Source organism: Shewanella sp. CAL98-MNA-CIBAN-0140 (assembly GCF_040309905.1).
Lineage (GTDB): Bacteria > Pseudomonadota > Gammaproteobacteria > Enterobacterales > Shewanellaceae > Shewanella > Shewanella psychromarinicola.
Window position 1 is genome coordinate 1 of record NZ_JBEOPI010000031.1, and the last position, 21,066, is coordinate 21,066.

The following is a 21,066-nucleotide window of genomic DNA, read 5'->3' on the forward strand; positions in this document are numbered from 1 at the left end:
TTAAGTGATTTATTACCTTGGCATGCCGATCTAAAAGCTTGATGATATCGGGCTCCACCGCTTAATTGACCGCTTACCGAGTACCAGTTGTTGTGCTTCTGGGGTGCCATCGAGCATTTTGGTATTGACTTGTAATTCATGCAGCAAGTATTGAGCTAAAGCAGCTCGAGTAGACATGACTAATTGGCCACCTTCCATTTGGTAGTCATTAGCCAGGACGGCTTGTTTTGCTGGGCTTAATCGGGGATCGGGTTGAAGGATCAAATTGACCTGTGTATGCCAGGCAAGATCTTGTTGTGGATCTATGGTTGAAGCATCTATTAACTCTGCTTCACCTCTAAAGCGACTTAATACTAGGTCTCTAAAGTTTTGTGATTTTTCGCAATAACCTCTTATGTGCCAACGAGAACCGGTATTCACGAAAGTATGAGGGTGAAATATTCTGCCGTCATTTTCAGGATTTGCAAGTGAAACATAATCAACTTCTATGCGTTGTTTATGTCGTATAGCAGATATCAATACTCGGATTATGTTATGTGAGACTTTTCTTGGCGGCAGGACTAAGCAAGATACATTATCGGCAAATGAGCTGTGAGTTGTAATATCTTTGGTGGCAAACCAATGTAAATAAATATTGATGTTAGGGGTGATGTAATAAGCAATAAAGGTATCGGCAGAGTAATAGGTGCCACTGATCTTGGTGGTGTTATTTGGGTAATGGCTTGTGTAAGTTTTTAAGTCAGTATTGGCTTGTTGTCGAGTAATTGAAAACTGCTGCTCAAGCGTTTTACAATTAATACAACCTTCCCACCATAAGATGAGTTCTATAAAATATTGCCTAACGTGTGACAAGTCCTTTGCCATGATCGATCCTATATAATTTACAGTACAACATGCAATTGTTAATTCATTGCACTTATAAGATCAACTTAAATTTTGCAAATATATGATCTAAGTAGATAATATTTAAGTTTCTACCGTCACCCCAGCATTCACTTTTATAGCGTACTCGCTCTTAGGCCTTGCCGTGAGCGAAGCGTTCGCTTTCACCTCTTGTTATCGCTTGTTATCGTTCTTTATCATTTTTTAGCGCTTTTTATCAAAAAACTAATCCCTTGTTCACCGGTTTGCGCTACATAACGTTTATCTATCCATAAGCCGATGGCGACGACTAACACTTCATCATAAAAAATCAGTGGGATTTGTTGGCGTCGCCAAGGTGGAATATTGCATTCTTGCCATAGCTTTTTTAACTCACGCGGCTTTTGACGTTGTGACGAGGCAAATTGCGGCTGGCACTTAATAGAGCCGACGCCGCCGTAGCGAAGGGTCACTTTGCTATTAGTTGGCGGCAAAACTAATAAAGGCTTATCAACCCTTGTTTGTTGGGTTAAATGATATTGATGCTGGCAGACATCCATCAGCATATCGGCCACATCGCCATTTAATAGGCTATTAAAATCAGCGCTGAGTTGGGTGGACGCTAATGGTTCAAGCTCACTATTGTTAAGCGCGTATGCCACGCCTGCAAACCGTTTAACTTGATAGTCGCCCCATTGGATCGACATATTGGCATCATCTTTTGCCGCTAGCAGTTGTGACAGTATCTGTTGTAATTGCGCTTGCGAAGGTAAACTGACGCCACAATGGATGAGATAACCGCGAAACAGTAATGCTTGCCATGCGCCACTTAATTGACCAAACCCAGTGAGCTTAAACCCAGTTGATTCGGTCATTAGTGCATTTGTATCGCTTGGCACTATTAGCCAGTCGGGTAAGCGATGACTCACTTCATCATCTATAACATCTTGCTGCTCAGCACATAATGCCGCACTTCTGGCTGCAGTAGCTGCAATACTGGGCCAGCGCTGCTTTAAGCGTGGAATAATATCGAGTCGTAAAAAGTTACGATCATAGCTGTCGTCTTGATTACTTTCATCTTCGATATGGATTAAACGGTATTGAAGTGCAAATTGCTCTATTTGATCACGGCTGATCTCTAATAACGGTCTGACTAACCAAGCTTGTTGGTATGCTTGTATCGCGCCCATTGCCGCCAACCCTTTTGGCCCTTGGCCGCGTTTTAACGCCAATAATAGGGTTTCGAGTTGATCGTCTTGGTGATGGGCGGTCAGTAAAATATCACCCGGATTGAGGTAGCGGTCAAAAGCGTGGTAACGGGCCTCGCGTGCTTGTGCTTCTAAGCTTTGTCTTGGGCCTTTATCAACCTTGACTCGCTCAATTTGCAGCGGTAATTGGTAATGCCCTGCTCGCGTTATACAGTGTTGTACCCAAGTGTCTGCATTGGCGCTGAGTCCATGATGCACATGAATAAGTAAGCAGGCTATGTGCGGGTATTTTTGCGCAAACGCACTGAGTCCATACGCTAATACTTCAGAATCAACCCCACCACTGTAAGCCAACACGACCTTAGGCGTATGTTCATGTTGCGATGCTGTCACGTGAACAAGCGGCATTAACGCTTGTTCAAGTAAATGGAGCAATTGTTCTACCGTCATTGGTTCTGAGGCCGAGAGTTTTACGGTCATGGTATGCGCCTAGTTAAATACGATTTTAACATTAGTCGAGCCGAGTAGACTTTCAAGCGCTAATATCAACTCGTCACTGGGATTGACTCGCCATTCATCACCTAAGGTAATTTTACCGCTGGCTTGGGGTTGCGCATAATCAATAGTCACAGGCACCACGCCATTTCGCCAAGGGGTTAAGGTTTGCTCAAAGGTTTCTAGCCATTCAGATGTCACTTGCGATGCGTCAACCTTGATTTCAACAGCTTTAGCAAAATGACTGCGTGCTTCGCCGATTTCGATAATGTTACGGGCATTCATGCGATTGCCACCAGAGAAGTCATCGAAACTGACATCGCCTTCACAAATTAAAATACGATCTTTTTCAATCAGCTGGCCAAATTTTTCAAACGGCTCGGTAAATAACATCACTTCTAAGCGGGCACTTTTATCATCTAAGGTGACCAGACCCATTTTAGACCCCCGCTTAGTGAGCAACACCCGCGTAGCGACCACTAACCCTGCCACTTTAACGGTTTTACCGCGCTCTGTTGGGTGAATATCTTTTAAGCGGCCGCTGGTGTATTGCTTAAGCTCTTTTAAATATTGATTTATCGGATGACCCGTTAGGTATAAGCCTAATGTTTCGCGCTCACCATCAAGCCAAATTTTATCAGGCCAAGGCGTGCACTCAACAAAGTTTTGTTTGCTGTCTTCAGGTTCGCTATTCAATAAACCGAACATGTCATTCTGGCCAATGGCTTCGGCTTTGGCATGTTGCGCCGCGGCGCTGATGGCTTGTGGCAAGGTCGCCATCATTGATGCGCGATGTGGGCCAAGGTGGTCTAATGCCCCCGCAAAGATCAGTTTTTCAATCACTCGCTTATTGAGTTTTTTCAAATCAATTCGAGCACAAAAATCAAAAAGATCGATGAACGGTCCACTTTTACGGGCTTCTAAAATAGAGTCTACGGGGCCTTCACCAACCCCTTTAATCGCGCCAATACCGTAAACAATATTCAGATCATCATCAACGGTAAACTTAAATAAGCCTTTGTTCACATCGGGTGGAATTAACGGCAAGCCCATTCGCTCACATTCATCCACTAAGGTCACAATTTTGTCGGTATTGTCCATGTCGGCAGACATTACCGCTGCCATAAATTGAGCGGGATAATGGGTTTTAAGCCACAAGGTTTGATAAGAGACTAACGCATAAGCAGCAGAGTGAGATTTGTTAAAACCGTAGCCAGCAAATTTTTCTACCAAGTCGAAGATTTTCATCGACAGGTCGCCGTCTATCCCGTTATTAATGGCCCCTTCTTTAAATGTGCCACGTTGCTTGGCCATTTCTTCAGGTTTTTTCTTACCCATTGCACGACGGAGCATATCCGCGCCGCCCAAGGTATAACCCGACAATACCTGAGCAATCTGCATCACCTGCTCTTGGTACAAAATAATACCGTAAGTCGGTGCTAGCAGCTCTTTTAAAGACTCATGCTGATAATCGGCATCTGGGTATGAGACTTCCTCACGTCCATGCTTACGTTCGATAAAGTTATCTACCATGCCTGACTGAAGAGGCCCTGGGCGGAACAAAGCCACCAGTGCGATCATATCCTCAAAACAGTCGGGTTTCAGACGCTTAATCAAGTCTTTCATGCCGCGAGATTCCAGCTGGAATACGGCCGTTGTTTCGTAACGCTGTAACAGTTTAAAACAGGCAGGATCATCCAATGGGATCGCGTCGATACGGATATTATCGAGGCCTTTTTGCTTTTGCACTCGGTTAACCATTTTGAGTGCCCAGTCGATAATCGTTAGGGTACGCAGCCCCAAGAAATCGAACTTAACCAGACCAGCCGTTTCTACATCGTTTTTATCAAATTGAGTCACCGGGTTTAAGCCTTCGGCATCGCAATATAATGGTGCGAAATCAGTAATTCGAGTGGGGGCAATAACCACCCCGCCCGCATGCTTACCGGCGTTACGAGTCACCCCTTCTAAGCGACGACACATGTCGATAAGCTCTTTTACATCTTCATCACCATCATAAGCTTCAGGAAGCGATGGCTCGACTTCAAAGGCTTTAGCCAGTGTCATTCCAGGCTCTGCTGGGATCATTTTGGTTAGACGTTCAACAAAACCGTATGGATGACCCAACACGCGGCCAACATCTCGAACAACCGCTTTGGCCGCCATAGTACCAAAGGTAATAATCTGCGATACCGCTTCTCGACCATATAACTCGGCAACGTGGTCAATGACCTCGTCACGACGATCCATACAAAAGTCGACATCAAAATCGGGCATCGAGACTCGTTCAGGGTTCAAAAAACGCTCGAACAGTAAGTCGTATTCCAGTGGATCTAAGTCAGTAATCTTTAGTGCATAAGCCACTAACGATCCGGCTCCAGAACCACGACCAGGTCCAACCGGAATGTCATTGTCTTTGCCCCATTGAATAAACTCCATCACAATAAGGAAGTAACCTGGAAAACCCATTTGGTTAATCACTTTCAGCTCAATTTCGAGACGTTCATCATACCCGCCACGGTTTTCGGCGCGAACGAGTGGATCGGCAAATAGAAATTCGAGACGTTCTTCTAGGCCTTTTTGTGACACATTAACCAAGAAATCTTCAATGGATAAGTCACCCGTAGGGAAATTGGGCAGAAAATATTCGTTTAATAGAATGGTGACATTGCAGCGTTTGGCAATTTCAACGCTATTTTGGATCGCCGACGGAATATCGGCAAACAGCGCGATCATCTCATCTTCGGTGCGCAGGTATTGTTGATCGCTATAGGTTTTGGGACGGCGTGGATCGACTAAGGTAAAACCATCATGAATAGCCACCCGAATTTCATGGGCCTCAAAATCGTCTTGCTTTAAAAAAACCACTTGGTTAGTGGCGACAACAGGCAAGCCTTTTGATGATGCTAACCCAACCGCCATGTGTAAATAGCGTTCTTCATCTGCACGGCCTGTGCGGATAAGCTCGATATAATAACGGTCTTCAAAATGCTGCTGATAAAATTCAATTAATGAGTCAACTTGGTTTTGATTGCCTTTTAATAATGCCTTACCCACGTCGCCATCTCTGGCACCGGAGATAATAATCAAGCCAGTGTTAAATTTAATCAGCCAGTCTTGGTCTATCACCACTCGATTTTGGACATGACCGCGAAGATAGGCCTCACTGATCAATTGCGTCAGATTTTGGTAGCCTTCATTGTTCATCGCGATAATGGTTAAGGCACAAAATTCTTTTTCAAAACCTGGGGTTTGCACCCAAAAGTCGGCACCAATAATAGGTTTAACACCGGCGCCATGACAAGCACTGTAGAACTTTACCAAACCACAAAAGTTGTTTTGATCGGTTAACGCTATCGCTGCCATACCCTGATTTTCAGCAGCAGCAATAATCGGTTTCACTTTGGCAACGCCATCTGACATTGAATAATCACTGTGGACGCGCAAATGAACAAAACGAGGATCGGACATAGATTAATTTTCTTCGAAAAAGATGAATGTAATAACACGAAAAAGCGGGATTTAGACTACCAAACTAAGCGACTTTCTCCAACGATTTAGTCGGTTAATCTGGGTATTATCAAAATGTATCCTGAAGCAAAATGCGCTGGGCGACAGGTTTAAAACTCTTACGATGTTCCGCTAACACGCCATACAAGGCTAATGCTTCAAAGTGCGCTTTGGTCGGATAACCTTTATGCTTAGCAAAACCATACTGTGGGTGCTGACTGTCTAAGGTGTCCATCTCTGCATCACGAGTGACTTTGGCAATAATGGATGCTGCACTGATGGCAGCCACTAATCCGTCACCTTTTATGATTGCATGACTGGCTATGCCAAAATCGGGCACCCGATTACCATCGACTAATACTCGTTCAGGTTGAAGGCTTAAGCCAGCAACGGCGCGCTGCATTGCCAGCATGGTGGCATGTAAAATATTTAACTGATCAATTTCAACAGGGCTTGCACGGCCGACACTGACACATAATGCATTTTCCATAATCACTTGATATAAAGCATTACGGCGTTTCTCACTCAGTTTTTTTGAATCATTGAGTCCAACAATGGGGTTACTTGGATCTAAGATCACAGCAGCCGTTACCACATCACCAACCAATGGACCACGTCCTACCTCGTCAACACCGGCAACCAGCCCTTGTGAAATGATGGCCACTTGCTCAGGGGTAATATTTTTTATCACAACCGGTAATGTCAACATGTTAGCTTATCCTAGTCAGGTTACTGCGTTTGCAATAATGCCACCACGGCATCGGCAGCTCGCTCGCTGGCGTTACACTTAAGTAATTGATGCAACTGTTCGAACTTTGTATTAAGTGGCGTAAAATCTTGGTTGAGTTGCTTGATCACCTCATCTGCAATCAACTGCGGCTGGCAATTAGCTTGCATACATTCTGGTACTATCGTTTCGTTTGCCAATAAGTTGGGCAGCGAATAGTTGGTGATACTCATCATACGGATGCCAATCGCGTAGGTAATGGGGCTAACACGATAAGCCACCACCATTGGGCGTTTAACCAACATAGCCTCTAGAGTCGCAGTGCCAGAAGCCAATAAAATACAATCAGCGGCAGCCATCACCTCACGAGATTGACCTTCGATAATGGTGACTTCTAAATCGGGAGCAAACTGCGCAAGCGCAGCAATAAATTGTTGCCGACGAGCATCATTAACCACTGGAGTGACAAATTTGATGTCTGGATAGGCTTGTTTTACGAGCTGAGCGGCTTTGACAAACGGTTCAGCTAATTGCTTTAGCTCACCGCCTCTGGAACCCGGCAGCACAGCTAGGTATTCAGCATTGGGATCTAATCCTAATAGCTGCCGTGCGGCCAGCTTATCACTGTGCATCGGAATATCGTCCGCAAGTGTATGGCCAACAAAGGTACAAGGCACTTGATGCTTGTCATAAAAGGCCTTTTCAAACGGCAATAACGACAACACCATATGCGTGGCTTTGGCGATTTTAAATATCCGTTTTGGTCGCCAAGCCCACACTGATGGACTGACGTAATGCACGGTTTTAATCCCTTTGGCTTTTAATTTAAGCTCTAGGCCAATATTAAAATCGGGCGCATCAATGCCAATAAAGCAGTCTGGGGCTAATTCAGTAATGTGTTTCACGAGACTTGAGCGAATATGAAGCAGTCGAGGTAAATGTGATAACACTTCGACTAAGCCCATGATCGACAGTTCTTCCATTGGGAATAGACTTTCAAACCCAAGAGCTTGCATACGAGGGCCACCAATGCCAATAAAACGCGCATCAGGATAGCGTTGCTTGAGTGAATGAACTAAACCGGCACCTAAAATATCGCCGGAGAGTTCTCCGGCGACAATGGCAAATACTTTTGGGGAAGAGTTGGTCATCGTTTCCGTCTATCGAATGATGCCGCGAGCGGAGTGATTTACAAAATCCACGAACGCTTTTACATTTACGTCCTTTTCAGCAGACTCAGCCAATTCGGCATTGGCTTCTTCAATGGTTAAGCTCTTACGAAATACTGCTTTATACGCATTAAAGATTGCCCGCTGGCTTTCTTTGGTAAAACCACGGCGTTTTAGGCCTTCTAAATTTAATCCACGAGGTACAGCAGGAGAACCTGCTGCCATCACAAATGGCGGTACGTCTTGTAAAATAAGTGACGCTCCAGCGGTAAAAGCATGGTCACCGATATGTACAAACTGGTGCACACCGGTCATGCCACCCAAAATAACCCAATCGCCAACGTGCACATGACCCGCAATTGACGCATTATTAGCCATAATAACGTTATCACCAACAACACAGTCATGGGCAATATGTACATACGCCATTAACAGGTTATTAGACCCTATGCGGGTTTCACCCTTATCTTGGGTGGTACCACGGTGAATAGTGACCGACTCACGAATAATGTTATTGTCACCGATAATTAAGCGCGTTTGTTCGCCGGCATACTTTTTGTCTTGACACTCTTCGCCAACCGAAGCGAATTGAAAAATACGATTACCTTTACCGATAACCGTTGGCCCCTTAACCACAACATGCGAATTTATCCATGTGTCGTCGCCGATTTCAACATTCTCACCAATATAGGTCCAAGGACCAATAGTGACATTGTTACCAATTTTGGCTGTTGGGTGAACAAATGCTAATTTATCTATCACTTCTTAATCTCTCTGCGTGCGCACATAATTTCAGCTGAACAAACCAGTTCACCATCAACCAAGGCTTGACCAATAAACACACCAATACCACGACGCTCTTTAATCATTTTAACGTGAAAATGTATTTGATCGCCCGGCTCAACAACACGTTTAAAACGTGCTTTATCAATACCGGCAAAATAATACAATACTTCTGGCGACGGCTCAGTGCTCATGGTTTTAAAAGCAAGTAAACCCGTTGCTTGTGCCATGGCTTCTAAAATAAGCACACCTGGCATAACGGGTTGTATAGGGAAATGTCCCTGAAAAAATGGCTCATTAATCGTGACATTCTTAATCGCATGTAATTGCTCACCCACGGTAAAATCCAATACACGATCAATCAACAAAAATGGATATCTATGAGGTAGATATTTAAGTATCTCTTTAATATCCATGGTGTTTAATTGATTTGACACACTACATTCCTTTAATAAGGCCGAATTACAATTATTCTGTGCCCTTAGCACTTTTCTCGAGGGTTTTCACGCGGTTAAATAGTTCATCTAATTGACGAAAGCGCACCGTGTTCCGACGCCACAGTTTGTTTTCCATTGCGACAGTCGCGGACGAATACACACCTTTATCGCGAATGATGCTAGTCACATTGGTTCCTCCGCTAACATGTACACCGTCAGCGATACTGAGATGTCCAGCAACAGCACTACCACCACCAATAATGCAGTATTTACCTATGGTAGAACTCCCTGCAATTATAGACCCACCTGCAATTGCGGTGTTTTGCCCAATGATGACATTATGTGCAATTTGAATTTGATTGTCGATGATCACACCATCGTGTATCTCGGTGTGCGACAGCGCGCCACGATCAACACTGGTGCATGCACCTATTTCGACATAATTACCTATGCGCACGCCACCTGTTTGGGGGATTTTAATCCAATTACCGCGCTCATTTGCATACCCAAATCCATCCGAACCAATAACAGAACCGGAATGAATGATGCAATTGTGGCCAATATGTACATTATGATAAACGGTAACATTCGCCCAAAGGCGTGAATCTGAACCAATAATACTGGCTTCACCTACGACGCAACCTGGACCAATCTGAACATTTTCACCCAAAATAACCTTGGCGCCAATCACCGCATTTGCACCGATAGCCACACCGTCACCTAAATTGGCTGATGCATCTATTTGGGCCGAAGGATGAATACCAGGCGTTTCTTTTGGGGTGGTATCAAGTAATTGCGCTACTCGAGCAAACCCCACGTAAGGATCGCTAACAATCAGGGCGTTACCATGATAACCACTTGCTTCTTTTTCGCTTAGCAATACCGCACTAGCTTGAGTTGCCTCAAGCTGAGCACGGTATTTACTATTGGCTAAAAAAGAGAGTTGACCTTGGATTGCATGTTCAAGGGTGGCTACACTAGTAATTTCCAGTGATCCATCACCTTTAACCGTTGCGCCCAATAATTGGCTAAGCTCTTTTAAAGTCACTTTCTGCATACTTATTATTTGCCTTTGCTTAAGGCTTCTACCACTTTGCTGCTAATGTCAGCTTCTGGCTTAACAAAAATAACTGCGCCACGTTGCAGCACCATGTCGTATTTTTCTTTATCAGCAATGGTATTAATGGCTTTTTGAACTAGAACTAATAGCTTGTTTTGCTCTTCACCTTGACGACGACGCATGTCTTCGTCTAATGCTTTGCCTTTTAATTGGAATTCAGATTTTAATGATTCCATTTTACGGACTAAATCAGTCTTTTGTGTGTCGCTCATTAAGGCGCCGTCACGTTGTTGCTTTTCGACCAAAGAACGCATTTCCTCCTGCATTTTTTGGACTTCAGCAACACGATCACCAAACTCAGCTTTTAATGATTTAGAAATTTGTTCGCGCTGTGGCAGCTGTTCAAACACCTCACCCATATCAACCACCGCGAGTTTTTCCGCTTGGGCTAGCATAGGGGTAGCAAATAATGCCAATGTAATTAATGCGCGATTTACCATCTTTTTCAAAGTAGACTCCTTGTTAAAATTGTCGTTATCAGCTAAACATGCCGAGTGTATTTGTTTTAGAACGTTTTGCCAATATTGAATGAGAAAATCTCTGTCTCATCATCTTCATACTCTTTGAGTGGCCAAGCTAAACTGAATACCATAGGACCCATTGGCGATAACCACTGTACGCTCATACCCCACGAGGCACGTATGCGCTCAGGATCACTATAATCTTCTAACTTAATAAACTGATCCGCTGGCAGAGTGCGATACGAATCATAATCGAACTCGGTATCCCATACGTTACCGGCATCGACGAAGAAACTGGTCCGCACTGAGTTAGTGTATGCTTCATCGAGGAACGGCGTCGGCACGATCATTTCAAAGCTGGCTGTCGCAATCGCATTACCACCAATCGAGCGACCTTGGCTCACCTGAATCGTATTAGGATCACCCGGCAAACTACAACCATCACCAGAAACGTCCGGAGCACATTGTTCACTACCACGATATAAATAGAACGAACGTGGACCGACTGAGTTCGACTTAAAGCCACGTAACGAGCTGCTACCACCAGAGTAATAGTTTTCCCAGAACGGTAAGATTTGATCGTTGTCGTTAAATTGACCATAACCGTTTGAATAACCTAAACGGGCGCGAGCCAAAAATACAAACCCATGTTGAGGTGTCAGCGGGAAGTAGAAATTGGTGTCAAAATCCGTTTTAAAGTACTGCAAATCAGAACCCGGTACGGTCATTTTACCGCTTAAACGTTGCGATGAACCGTCTGTCGGGAACGTACCACGGTTAAGTGTGCTGCGATACCAACCGGCATTCAATTCAAAGTTATCAAAGCTTAAGTCTGAGTTTGCATCATCCGTTTCACGATACACATTATAGAAACGCAATGCTTGTTCATAAGCCGATATTTCTGAAATAGTATTATGACGATAACCAATACCACCGTTTAAACGGTTGGATTCATTAATCGGAAATCCTGAGTTTAATGCAACACCATAAGATTGATTCTTATAGCGCTCAAGGTTAGCCTCGTTGGCATCAAATTCGTTCCAATACACACTGCCGCCTAAACTCACACCATCTTTAGTAAAGTATGGATTGGTGAAAGACAAGTTAGCACTGCGCGAGTATTTATTAGTATTGATACTAATACCCGCTTGGTTACCTGTACCAAGGAAGTTATTTTGTTCAACCCCAAACTGCAAGCTCACACCTGATTCAGTACCATAACCCACACCGGCGTTAAACGAACCTGATGGCTGCTCTTTTACTGCGATGGCCACATCGACTAAATCGTCACTGCCTGGCACTTGAATTGTTTCGGCATCAACGGTTTCAAAATAACCTAAACGGTTAAGGCGAAGTTTAGACTGCTCAATCTGAGCAGAATTCAACCACGCCCCTTCCATTTGACGTAATTCGCGACGCAGTACTTCGTCTTTGGTTACCGTGTTACCGGTAAAGTTAATTGAGCGAACATAAACACGCTTACCTGGCTTGATATTGATGTTGAGTACCACTTCTTTGGATTCATCATCAATTTCAGGATAGGTTTTCACTTCAGGATAAGCATAACCAAAACGGCCAAGATATTTACTGTACATTTCTTCGGTGAATGTTACATCGGCACCGTTGTACATATTGCCTGCTTTGATTGGCAAAATAGCTTTCATTAACTCTTCGCGGCCCATAAGGTCACCAATTAAGTTAACTTCTTTTACCTTGTACGTTTCGCCTTCATCCACATTAATAGTGATGTACAAACCTTTACGGTCCGGTGTCATCGCCACTTGTGTTGAGGTGACTTCAAAACGAATATAGCCTTGATTATGGTAATAGGTTTTGATTGTTTCTAAGTCAGCTTGTAACTTTTGCTTTTGGTAGCGACGCTCACCAAATAAATCCCACCATGCCACATAGTCTTTAAGCTCAATCATGCTGATGAGCTCAGAGTCAGAAAACACTGTGTTACCTACCACGTTAATTTGGCGAATTTCAGCCGCTAAACCTTCGGTAAACTTAAATTTAAGCTCAACACGGTTACGAGGTAAGTTGATGATTTGCGCTTCAACTTTGGCGCCGTATTTGCCCACACCGTAATAGAAATCTTGCAAGCCTTTTTCAATGCCTGACAACATGGTTCTATCAAGTGATTCGCCCGCTTTAACACCAGAACCGTCAAGACTTTCTTGTAACTGTTCGTCTTTGATATCTTTATTACCTTCAAACGAGATAATACTGATAGTAGGACGCTCTTTAACCGTGACAAAAAGTATACCGTCTTCATGACTGACACTGATGTTTTCAAAATTGGTTGAACCGTAAAGGCTCTTAATCGCTTGCTGTAATTTAACTTCATCTACCGTGTCACCTACTTTCACAGGTAAACTCAATAGTGCTGCACCGAGAGCAACTCGTTGCAGACCTTCTACTTGGATGTCGGTCACTTCAAAAGGTTGGAAAGACTCTGCCCAACCATTCCCTGAAAAAGACGCGCCGACGAATAACATCGAGGCAAAAATTTTATTAAATCTCATAGAGCACTTCTAATTATTAGTCTGTCCTTGCTCAGAGTCGGGCAAAATCGTTGAATAAGGCTACACCCATCAACATTAGCAGCAAAGCTGCGCCAAACCTGAAACCTATTTCCTGCACCTTTTCGGGTACAGGCTTACCAGTAATCACTTCTATAAAGTAATACAGCAAGTGTCCACCATCGAGCACTGGCAGAGGCATTAAGTTAATAATGCCTAAGTTAACGCTGATGAGCGCAATAAAACCTAGAAAGTACACTAAGCCGTAACTTGCACTGGCGCCTGCGCCTTGTGCAATCGAAATAGGACCACTAAGATTTTTCACCGATACATCGCCGGTAAATAATTTCCCGATCATCTTAAAGCTGACGACAACGAGTTGCCACGTTTTGTCAGCTGCAGCAATAACCGAATCTACTATGCCATACTCAAGCTCAAAGCGCATATTATCAGGCCATTGGTCTTGAGTTGGGCTAATTCCAACAATCCCGATAGTCTCACCGTCAGAATTTTGTTGTGCTTTTGGCACAACATTAACATTGATGAGTTCACCTTGACGTATCAATGTCATATTAATATTTTTGTTAGCAGAGCTTTGTACCACATCAACAAACGTATTCCAATCGCTGTATGGCGTGTCATTAATGTTGACTAATTTATCGCCAACTTTAATACCTGCTTGCTCTGCCGCACTGTTTTTACTGACTGCGGCAATGGTTGGATCGATCCCAGGGCGAAAAATACCCAAACCTAATGAGGTTATAGGAGATTCTTTTTCGGGATCAAATGCCCACTGGCGGGTATCAAGTTTTACGGTGCGAGCCGGCATATCCATGCCTGATAATTCAGATAGTGGCGCCAAGGTTAACTCAATACTGTCGTCACCAATATGACCGACTAAGGCTAAGTTAACCTCTTGCCAAGTGCGTACCTTGCGTCCTGATACTGCCATAATCTGTTGCGGCTCAACCAAGCGAATAACACTGGCAGGGCTATCTAACTTGGTACTGTCAATGACCGGTTTTATCGACGGAGTACCAATAAGGTACATGACATATAGGGCCAAAATAGCAAAAATAAAGTTAGCAATGGGGCCTGCTGACACAATCGCAATACGCTGCCACACTGTTTTACGGTTAAACGCTTGATCAAGTAGATGTTCAGGCACCTCTTCAACGCGCTCATCGAGCATTTTGACATAGCCACCGAGTGGGATCATGGCGACAACATATTCAGTGCCATCTTTACCCACTTTGCGCCAAATCGCTTTGCCAAAACCAATAGAGAAGCGCTCGACTTTAACACCACAGCGACGGGCAACCCAAAAGTGGCCATATTCGTGTGCGGTAATCAAAATACCTAAAGCGACAATAAAAGAACCTAAGCTCCAAAAAAAATCTATCATTATTCCTCTGAACTAATTAAGTGCTTTAATGGCAGACATTGCTGTCGTGCGTGTTTGTGCATCTAACTGTAAAATATCGTCAATACTGGCTAAGCGAGTTTGTTGTACCTGGTCTAAACAACGTGCGTTTATAGTTGCAATATCAGTAAAACGGATCTGACCCTTTAAGAAAGCATCAACGGCAACTTCGTTAGCAGCATTTAATACTGTGGTGGCTTCTTGCCCTTGTTCACAGGCTTGCATGGCTAAACGCAAACAGGGAAAACGACTGAAGTCAGGTTCACAAAAGCTTAATTGTCCGACTTTGAAAAAGTCTAAAGGTTCAACGCCAGCGTCAATTCTTTGCGGATAGCTCATAGAATGAGCAATGGGTGTACGCATATCGGGGTTACCCATTTGCGCAATAACAGAGCCATCTCGGTACTGCACCATTGAATGAATCACGCTTTGCGGGTGAATGACCACTTTGAGTTGTTCAGCCTGCGTGTTAAATAGCCAGCGGGCTTCGATAAACTCTAAACCTTTATTCATCATAGTGGCTGAATCAACAGAGATTTTAGGTCCCATAGACCAATTAGGGTGATTACACGCCTGAGCAGGCGTCATCGCACTCAGGGTGGTTAAATCAGTGTTTAAAAACGGCCCACCAGAACCGGTTAATAAAATATGTGAGATGCCATTGGCAGTCAGATCGCAATAGCCTAACTGGGCTTGTACATTAGTCGGTAAACATTGAAAAATCGCATTATGCTCGCTGTCGACAGGTAAAACGGTTGCTCCCGATGCTCTAGCCGTGTGCATAAATAACTCACCCGACATCACTAATGCTTCTTTGTTGGCTAACAACACCCGTTTACCCGCTTTAACGGCATCAAATGTCGGCACTAAACCAGCAGCACCAACAATGGCCGCCATAACGGTATCAGTGCGACTGTCTGTCACTAACGCGTTCAGAGCCTCAGCCCCTGTCGTCACTTGAGTAATGCAGTTTTTAGGTAATAATGCTTTCAGCTGCATAGCAGCGCTCTCGGCCACCATATGAGCATATTCAGGCTGATGGGTGATGCACAAGGCCAGCATTTTATTAACACTGGCATTGGCCACTAATCCATGGACATGAAAATCGGTAGGGTTATTTACAATCACGCTTAAAGTGCTTGCACCTATTGAGCCTGTTGCCCCTAAAATCACTATATTCTGCATTGGTATTACATCCACAGGGTGATATAGATAAAGGTAAATACTGGCAGTGCTGCGGTTAAACTGTCGATACGATCCAAAACACCACCGTGACCAGGTAAAATAGAGCCTGAATCTTTAATGTTAGCAGCACGTTTAAACATGCTTTCAGACAAATCGCCAAAAGCAGATGCCAGCGCAGTGACTAACGTGACCACAATGAGCAAGCCTAACTCTTGTTCTGGCGCGACATACATAATACCCGCAACCACAACCATAGTGGTAATTAAGCCACCCACTAAGCCCTCAAGTGTTTTAGCTGGGCTCACACTCGGCATCAATTTATGCTTACCTAACTTACGGCCAGCAAAATAAGCCCCCGTATCCGTAGCCCAAACCACTAGCATGACAAGAAACACTAATGCACCACCATAATAGGGGTGAACGTTGCTGCTTAATGATTTAAGCGCGATCAAAGAGGCAAAACACGGTATGAGTGTTAACTGGCCAAACATGGATTTCAACATTGGGCTGTCTTTCCATATTTTGGCACTTTTAGGAAAACTAAACACCAATACGCTGCTGACTATCCACCAAAATACACCGATAGTGATAATGGCAAGGTACATAGGGTGTAATTGCCCTTTAAACCACAACACATCAATGGGTACAGCTAAATTAAGCGCTATGAGTAAAAGACCGAGTGTCGCGGTAAAAGACCACTGGGTGACATTACAGCTTGGGTCAATAAAACTGCCCCACTCTTTTGCTGCAATTAAAAACACTGGCACTAACACCCAAGCAAACACATTTGCTGATAGTAAAAATATAGCCCCGAGTACAATTGGGATTAACCACAATGCTGTTATTATTCGTTGTTTTAGCAAGAAACTAATCCTCTTAAGATTTATATTGCGCGTATCTCTTCAATTTGACTCCCGGTCAAACCAAAACGGCGCTGCCGACGGGCAAAAATGGCAATGGCATTTCGAAATGCTTGCTCATCAAAGTCAGGCCATAGAGTGTCAGTAAACACAAACTCGGCATAGGCGGCCTGCCATAATACAAAATTACTAATGCGGTAGTCACCGCCAGTTCGGATCATTAAATCAACTTCGCTCTGACTTTGCATGCACAAATGTTCATTTAATGCTTCTTCAGTCATCTGACTGCTGCTGATTTCACCACTTTCAACTTTTTCGGCTAATTTTTGTGCTGCTTGCAAGATATCCCAACGTCCGCCATAGTTCGCCGCCACATTTAATATCAAACCGGTATTGGCAGCCGTTTTGTCTTGAGCCGACGCAATTTGCTTTTGCAAGCGAGGCGAAAAGCGACTGATATCACCAATAATATTGAGCTTAACTTGGTTTTTGTCGAGTAATTTTAATTCACGTTGTAACACTGTAAAAAACAGTTCCATTAGCAAACTGACTTCTTTATCTGGTCGGCGCCAATTTTCACTGGAAAATGCAAACAAGGTTAATGATTCAATACCAAGTTGACTTGCAGTACTTACCGCACGACGCACCGCTTTAACACCCGCTTTATGACCAAAAACCCGCGCTTTACCCTGCAGTTGTGCCCAGCGGCCATTGCCGTCCATAATAATCGCAACATGCTTAGGCAGAGATTGTTTTACCGCATCAGATAATTGTCCTGGCAGCAATTGCGAAGTCATTAACTCCGAATCGGCTTTAGGGTCTGATTCAAACTCAACTGTAGAAGACATCTACGACAATCCTTTATAAAAACAAACGCCGTGTAGTATACCCTTACACGGCGTGTTAACTCTAGCGTCTAAATTGACAGATTATACTTCCATCAACTCTTTTTCTTTCGTTGCTAGAATTTGATCAATATTTTTGATAGATGAATCAGTGTGCTTTTGCACTTCATCTTCACTACGACGAACATCATCTTCAGTACAGTCTTTGGCTTTTTCAAGCTTCTTGACTTCACTGATCGCATCACGACGCACGTTACGAATAGCAATACGGCCGTTTTCTGCTTCGTTACGGACCACTTTGATGAAGTCTTTACGACGTTCTTCAGTTAACGAAGGTAACGGAATACGTAGCGTTGCACCGGCAGTCATCGGGTTTAAGCCCAAATCAGAGCTCATGATTGCTTTTTCTACCGATTGAACTATCGATCTATCGAACACGTTTACAGTTAATGTACGAGAGTCTTCTACACCCACGTTAGCCACTTGATTAAGGGGTGACGTAGAGCCATAGCAAGAAACCTGAATAGAATCTAATAAACTTGGGTGTGCACGACCGGTGCGAACTTTCGCCATTTGGTTTTTAGTAGACTCAACGCATTTACTCATACGCTCACGCGCATCTAACATAATAGTATCAATCACAATAATTTCCTTTTTGTCACAAATTCATCTGTGTCTGAGCATTAGCCTAAGAATGACACATGCAATAAAACGGCTCAAACATTTAAATTATATAATGTAATATTTTTTGTGTCTGTGATTAAGCAGGTTTTTTACTGCTAATAATCGTACCTTCTTGTTCACCCATAATCACCCGGCGAAGTGCACCTGGCTTATTCATATTGAAGACAAGAATAGGCATATTATGATCACGCGCCATAGTAAATGCAGCAAGATCCATTACTTTTAATTCTGATTCAAGGACTTCCGCAAAAGTAAGCGTTTCATATTTAACCGCTTCAGGGTTTTTCATCGGGTCTGCAGAGTATACACCATCTACTTTAGTACCTTTTAGTACCACTTCAGCTTCAATCTCAATACCACGTAGACATGCTGCAGAATCCGTTGTACAAAATGGATTACCGGTACCCGCGGCAAAAATCACCACTCGACCAGACTTTAATAAACTAATTGCTTCTGTCCAGGTGTAGTCATCGCATACACCTTTGAGCGGGATAGCAGACATAAGGCGGGCATTAACATATGCACGGTGCAAGGCATCACGCATGGCTAAGCCATTCATTACGGTTGCTAACATACCCATGTGATCGCCCACTACGCGGTTCATGCCTGCTTTTGCTAAGCCTTCGCCACGAAATAGATTACCACCACCAATAACCACACCAACTTGAATTCCAAGTTCAACAAGCTCTTTCACTTCTTGTGCCATACGATCAAGTACTTTTGGGTCAATGCCGAAGCCTTCTTCACCCATTAATGCTTCACCGCTTAATTTAAGCAGAATGCGTCTAAACGCCGGTTTTGGATTGGTGCTCATAATTTTCATCCTGATCATAACAAAACCGCAGCGGTTGCTGCGGTCTTAGGGTATTTAGATAAAAGCGATTACGCTTTTTTAGTCGCTGCAATTTGTGCAGCTACTTCAGCAGCAAAATCTTCTGCTTTTTTCTCGATACCTTCACCCACTTCTAAACGAACGAAATTGGTTATTTTAGCGCCTTTCGATTTAAGAATTTCGCCAACCGTTTTCTTAGGTTCCATGATGAAAGCTTGACCAGTAAGAGATATCTCACCAGTGAACTTCTTCATACGACCGAAAACCATCTTCTCAGCGATTTCAGCAGGCTTGCCTTCATTCATCGCGATTTCGATTTGAAGCGCTTGCTCTTTTGCTACAAGTTCAGCAGGAACATCTTCAGGGTTAACGAAATCTGGCTTAGAAGCAGCAACGTGCATTGCGATGTGCTTTAGCGTTTCTTCATCAGCTTCGCCGGCTACAACAACACCAATACGATCACCGTGACGGTAAGATGCTAGGTTTGCACCTTCGATATACTCAACGCGACGAACGTTGATGTTTTCACCGATTTTAGTTACTAGCGCAACACGCGTTTCTTCAAACTGTGTTTTTAAGTCTTCGATAGTAACTTTAGATGCAGCAGCAACGTCTAACACTGAGTTAGCGAATGCTAGGAAGTTTGAATCTTTTGCAACGAAATCAGTTTGGCAGTTAACTTCTAATAGTGCAGCGAAACCGTCGCCATTCTTGATTAGAATTGTACCGTCAGCAGCGATGTTACCTGATTTTTTAGCAGCCTTCGCGGCGCCGCTTTTACGCATGTTATCAATTGCTAGTTCGATGTCACCGTCAGTTTCAGTCAGTGCATTCTTACAGTCCATCATGCCAGCGCCAGTGCGGTCACGAAGTTCTTTAACTTGGGCAGCAGTAATTGCCATTGTTAAATCCTCTAATTTAATTCGACTAATATTGCATTTATAAAACAGGGGCCGATTGGCCCCTGCTCACCAATTATCTTATTGGCAAATAAGGGGGATGGAAACCATCACGCCTTATTAAACAGCTTCTACGAAACCGTCTTGCTCTGCTTGTACCGCTAAATCTTGACCACGGCCAGCATTAGCCGCTTCAGCAACAGTAGAAGTGTACAAACGGATAGCACGCATCGCATCGTCGTTACCTGGAACGACATAGTTAACACCATCTGGTGCAGAGTTAGTATCAACAACTGCAACAACTGGGATACCTAGGTTGTTTGCTTCTTTAATAGCGATATGCTCATGGTCAGCACCGATAACGAATAATACGTCAGGTAAACCGCCCATGTTCTTGATTCCGCCTAAAGACTTTTCTAACTTGTCTAATTCGCGAGTACGCATTAGCGCTTCTTTCTTAGTTAACTTGTCGAAAGTACCGTCTACAGACTGACTTTCTAGCTCTTTAAGACGCTTGATTGACTGACGAACAGTTTTCCAGTTAGTTAACATGCCGCCTAACCAACGGTGATCAACATAGTACTGATCACAAGAAAGTGCAGATGCTTTGATAGCTTCGCCGGCAGCGCGCTTAGTACCTACGAATAATACTTTACCTTTCTTAGAAGCAATGTTGCTAATGAAAGCTAAAGCTTCGTTGAACATTGGCACGGTATGCTCAAGGTTGATGATGTGTACACCATTACGAGCGCCGAAGATGAAAGGCTTCATCTTAGGATTCCAGTAACGAGTTTGGTGACCGAAGTGAACACCAGCTTGTAGCATGTCGCGCATTGAAACAGTAGTCATTGTATATACCTTAATGTAAGGGGTTAGACCTCCACGCATCCCATGTCTCGACTTTCTAACTTCCGTTAAGAATGAGAAAGCACCCCGAAAAATGTGTCGATACGTGTGTGATTTAGTATTTAAGTTAATTGCCATGTATAATGACCGCAATATTTTACGATTTGCCGAACAAGATGTATATCTAGCTTAAAAA

General features: G+C 43.7%; 18 protein-coding genes. All 18 read right to left on the reverse strand.

Translation table 11 applies throughout. The features are described 5' to 3' along the window. Window positions 1-30 precede the first annotated feature (30 nt). Entirely contained in the window at window positions 31-864 is an 834-nt protein-coding gene (locus AAEY93_RS15305) for a helix-turn-helix transcriptional regulator (RefSeq protein ID WP_351078074.1), read from the reverse strand. 215 nt (window positions 865-1,079) lie between these two features. Beyond that, the gene (tilS, locus tag AAEY93_RS15310) at window positions 1,080-2,549 is read right to left on the reverse strand and encodes a tRNA lysidine(34) synthetase TilS (RefSeq protein WP_351078077.1); all 1,470 of its coding nucleotides are present in this window, start codon (window positions 2,547-2,549) and stop codon (window positions 1,080-1,082) included. 9 nt (window positions 2,550-2,558) lie between these two features. Beyond that, window positions 2,559-6,035, reverse strand: coding sequence for a DNA polymerase III subunit alpha (dnaE, locus tag AAEY93_RS15315; protein ID WP_351078080.1), 3,477 nt, complete (start codon window positions 6,033-6,035; stop codon window positions 2,559-2,561). Between the two features lie 109 nt (window positions 6,036-6,144). Beyond that, complete coding sequence (gene rnhB / locus AAEY93_RS15320; RefSeq protein WP_164839506.1) at window positions 6,145-6,783, reverse strand: ribonuclease HII; 639 nt, start codon at window positions 6,781-6,783, stop codon at window positions 6,145-6,147. Window positions 6,784-6,803: 20 nt separating this feature from the next. Next, window positions 6,804-7,952 (reverse strand): lipid-A-disaccharide synthase, encoded by a 1,149-nt coding sequence (gene lpxB, locus AAEY93_RS15325; RefSeq protein WP_124011889.1) that lies wholly within the window; start codon window positions 7,950-7,952, stop codon window positions 6,804-6,806. A gap of 9 nt (window positions 7,953-7,961) precedes the next feature. Beyond that, window positions 7,962-8,732: an acyl-ACP--UDP-N-acetylglucosamine O-acyltransferase gene (gene lpxA, locus AAEY93_RS15330; protein WP_101032269.1), complete on the reverse strand. Its 771-nt coding sequence runs from the start codon at window positions 8,730-8,732 to the stop codon at window positions 7,962-7,964. Then, on the reverse strand, window positions 8,729-9,190 hold the full coding sequence (fabZ, locus tag AAEY93_RS15335) for a 3-hydroxyacyl-ACP dehydratase FabZ (protein ID WP_101032270.1): 462 nt from the start codon (window positions 9,188-9,190) through the stop codon (window positions 8,729-8,731). The genes lpxA and fabZ overlap by 4 nt, the downstream gene beginning before the upstream one ends. Before the next feature lie 31 nt (window positions 9,191-9,221). Beyond that, window positions 9,222-10,247, reverse strand: coding sequence for a UDP-3-O-(3-hydroxymyristoyl)glucosamine N-acyltransferase (lpxD, locus tag AAEY93_RS15340; protein ID WP_124011890.1), 1,026 nt, complete (start codon window positions 10,245-10,247; stop codon window positions 9,222-9,224). A 5-nt stretch (window positions 10,248-10,252) separates the two neighbouring features. Further along, window positions 10,253-10,750, reverse strand: coding sequence for an OmpH/Skp family outer membrane protein (locus AAEY93_RS15345; RefSeq protein ID WP_124012135.1), 498 nt, complete (start codon window positions 10,748-10,750; stop codon window positions 10,253-10,255). Between the two features lie 65 nt (window positions 10,751-10,815). Beyond that, window positions 10,816-13,299 carry an outer membrane protein assembly factor BamA gene (gene bamA, locus AAEY93_RS15350; RefSeq protein ID WP_351078087.1) on the reverse strand — a complete coding sequence of 828 codons (2,484 nt, stop codon included), beginning with the start codon at window positions 13,297-13,299 and terminating at the stop codon, window positions 10,816-10,818. Between the two features lie 31 nt (window positions 13,300-13,330). Continuing rightward, complete coding sequence (rseP, locus tag AAEY93_RS15355) at window positions 13,331-14,701, reverse strand: sigma E protease regulator RseP (RefSeq protein WP_351078090.1); 1,371 nt, start codon at window positions 14,699-14,701, stop codon at window positions 13,331-13,333. A 12-nt stretch (window positions 14,702-14,713) separates the two neighbouring features. Then, window positions 14,714-15,904, reverse strand: coding sequence for a 1-deoxy-D-xylulose-5-phosphate reductoisomerase (gene ispC / locus AAEY93_RS15360; RefSeq protein ID WP_124011893.1), 1,191 nt, complete (start codon window positions 15,902-15,904; stop codon window positions 14,714-14,716). 5 nt (window positions 15,905-15,909) lie between these two features. After that, window positions 15,910-16,767 (reverse strand): phosphatidate cytidylyltransferase, encoded by an 858-nt coding sequence (locus tag AAEY93_RS15365; protein ID WP_101032276.1) that lies wholly within the window; start codon window positions 16,765-16,767, stop codon window positions 15,910-15,912. Between the two features lie 20 nt (window positions 16,768-16,787). Beyond that, window positions 16,788-17,612 carry a polyprenyl diphosphate synthase gene (gene uppS, locus AAEY93_RS15370; RefSeq protein WP_101032277.1) on the reverse strand — a complete coding sequence of 275 codons (825 nt, stop codon included), beginning with the start codon at window positions 17,610-17,612 and terminating at the stop codon, window positions 16,788-16,790. Between the two features lie 81 nt (window positions 17,613-17,693). Beyond that, entirely contained in the window at window positions 17,694-18,236 is a 543-nt protein-coding gene (gene frr, locus AAEY93_RS15375; RefSeq protein WP_283107434.1) for a ribosome recycling factor, read from the reverse strand. A 133-nt stretch (window positions 18,237-18,369) separates the two neighbouring features. Then, window positions 18,370-19,107: a UMP kinase gene (gene pyrH, locus AAEY93_RS15380; RefSeq protein WP_101032279.1), complete on the reverse strand. Its 738-nt coding sequence runs from the start codon at window positions 19,105-19,107 to the stop codon at window positions 18,370-18,372. A 68-nt stretch (window positions 19,108-19,175) separates the two neighbouring features. Continuing rightward, complete coding sequence (tsf, locus tag AAEY93_RS15385) at window positions 19,176-20,027, reverse strand: translation elongation factor Ts (protein ID WP_101032280.1); 852 nt, start codon at window positions 20,025-20,027, stop codon at window positions 19,176-19,178. 117 nt (window positions 20,028-20,144) lie between these two features. Next, complete coding sequence (gene rpsB, locus AAEY93_RS15390) at window positions 20,145-20,873, reverse strand: 30S ribosomal protein S2 (protein ID WP_101032281.1); 729 nt, start codon at window positions 20,871-20,873, stop codon at window positions 20,145-20,147. Between the last annotated feature and the right edge of the window lie 193 nt (window positions 20,874-21,066).

Coding starts and splice junctions, on each gene's coding strand:
- AAEY93_RS15305 (WP_351078074.1), bottom strand. CDS start 864: ATGGCAAAGGACTTGTCACACGTTAGGCAATATTTTATAGAACTCATC.
- tilS (WP_351078077.1), bottom strand. CDS start 2,549: ATGACCGTAAAACTCTCGGCCTCAGAACCAATGACGGTAGAACAATTG.
- dnaE (WP_351078080.1), bottom strand. CDS start 6,035: ATGTCCGATCCTCGTTTTGTTCATTTGCGCGTCCACAGTGATTATTCA.
- rnhB (WP_164839506.1), bottom strand. CDS start 6,783: ATGTTGACATTACCGGTTGTGATAAAAAATATTACCCCTGAGCAAGTG.
- lpxB (WP_124011889.1), bottom strand. CDS start 7,952: ATGACCAACTCTTCCCCAAAAGTATTTGCCATTGTCGCCGGAGAACTC.
- lpxD (WP_124011890.1), bottom strand. CDS start 10,247: ATGCAGAAAGTGACTTTAAAAGAGCTTAGCCAATTATTGGGCGCAACG.
- AAEY93_RS15345 (WP_124012135.1), bottom strand. CDS start 10,750: ATGGTAAATCGCGCATTAATTACATTGGCATTATTTGCTACCCCTATG.
- bamA (WP_351078087.1), bottom strand. CDS start 13,299: ATGAGATTTAATAAAATTTTTGCCTCGATGTTATTCGTCGGCGCGTCT.
- rseP (WP_351078090.1), bottom strand. CDS start 14,701: ATGATAGATTTTTTTTGGAGCTTAGGTTCTTTTATTGTCGCTTTAGGT.
- ispC (WP_124011893.1), bottom strand. CDS start 15,904: ATGCAGAATATAGTGATTTTAGGGGCAACAGGCTCAATAGGTGCAAGC.
- uppS (WP_101032277.1), bottom strand. CDS start 17,612: ATGTCTTCTACAGTTGAGTTTGAATCAGACCCTAAAGCCGATTCGGAG.
- frr (WP_283107434.1), bottom strand. CDS start 18,236: ATGTTAGATGCGCGTGAGCGTATGAGTAAATGCGTTGAGTCTACTAAA.
- pyrH (WP_101032279.1), bottom strand. CDS start 19,107: ATGAGCACCAATCCAAAACCGGCGTTTAGACGCATTCTGCTTAAATTA.
- tsf (WP_101032280.1), bottom strand. CDS start 20,027: ATGGCAATTACTGCTGCCCAAGTTAAAGAACTTCGTGACCGCACTGGC.
- rpsB (WP_101032281.1), bottom strand. CDS start 20,873: ATGACTACTGTTTCAATGCGCGACATGCTACAAGCTGGTGTTCACTTC.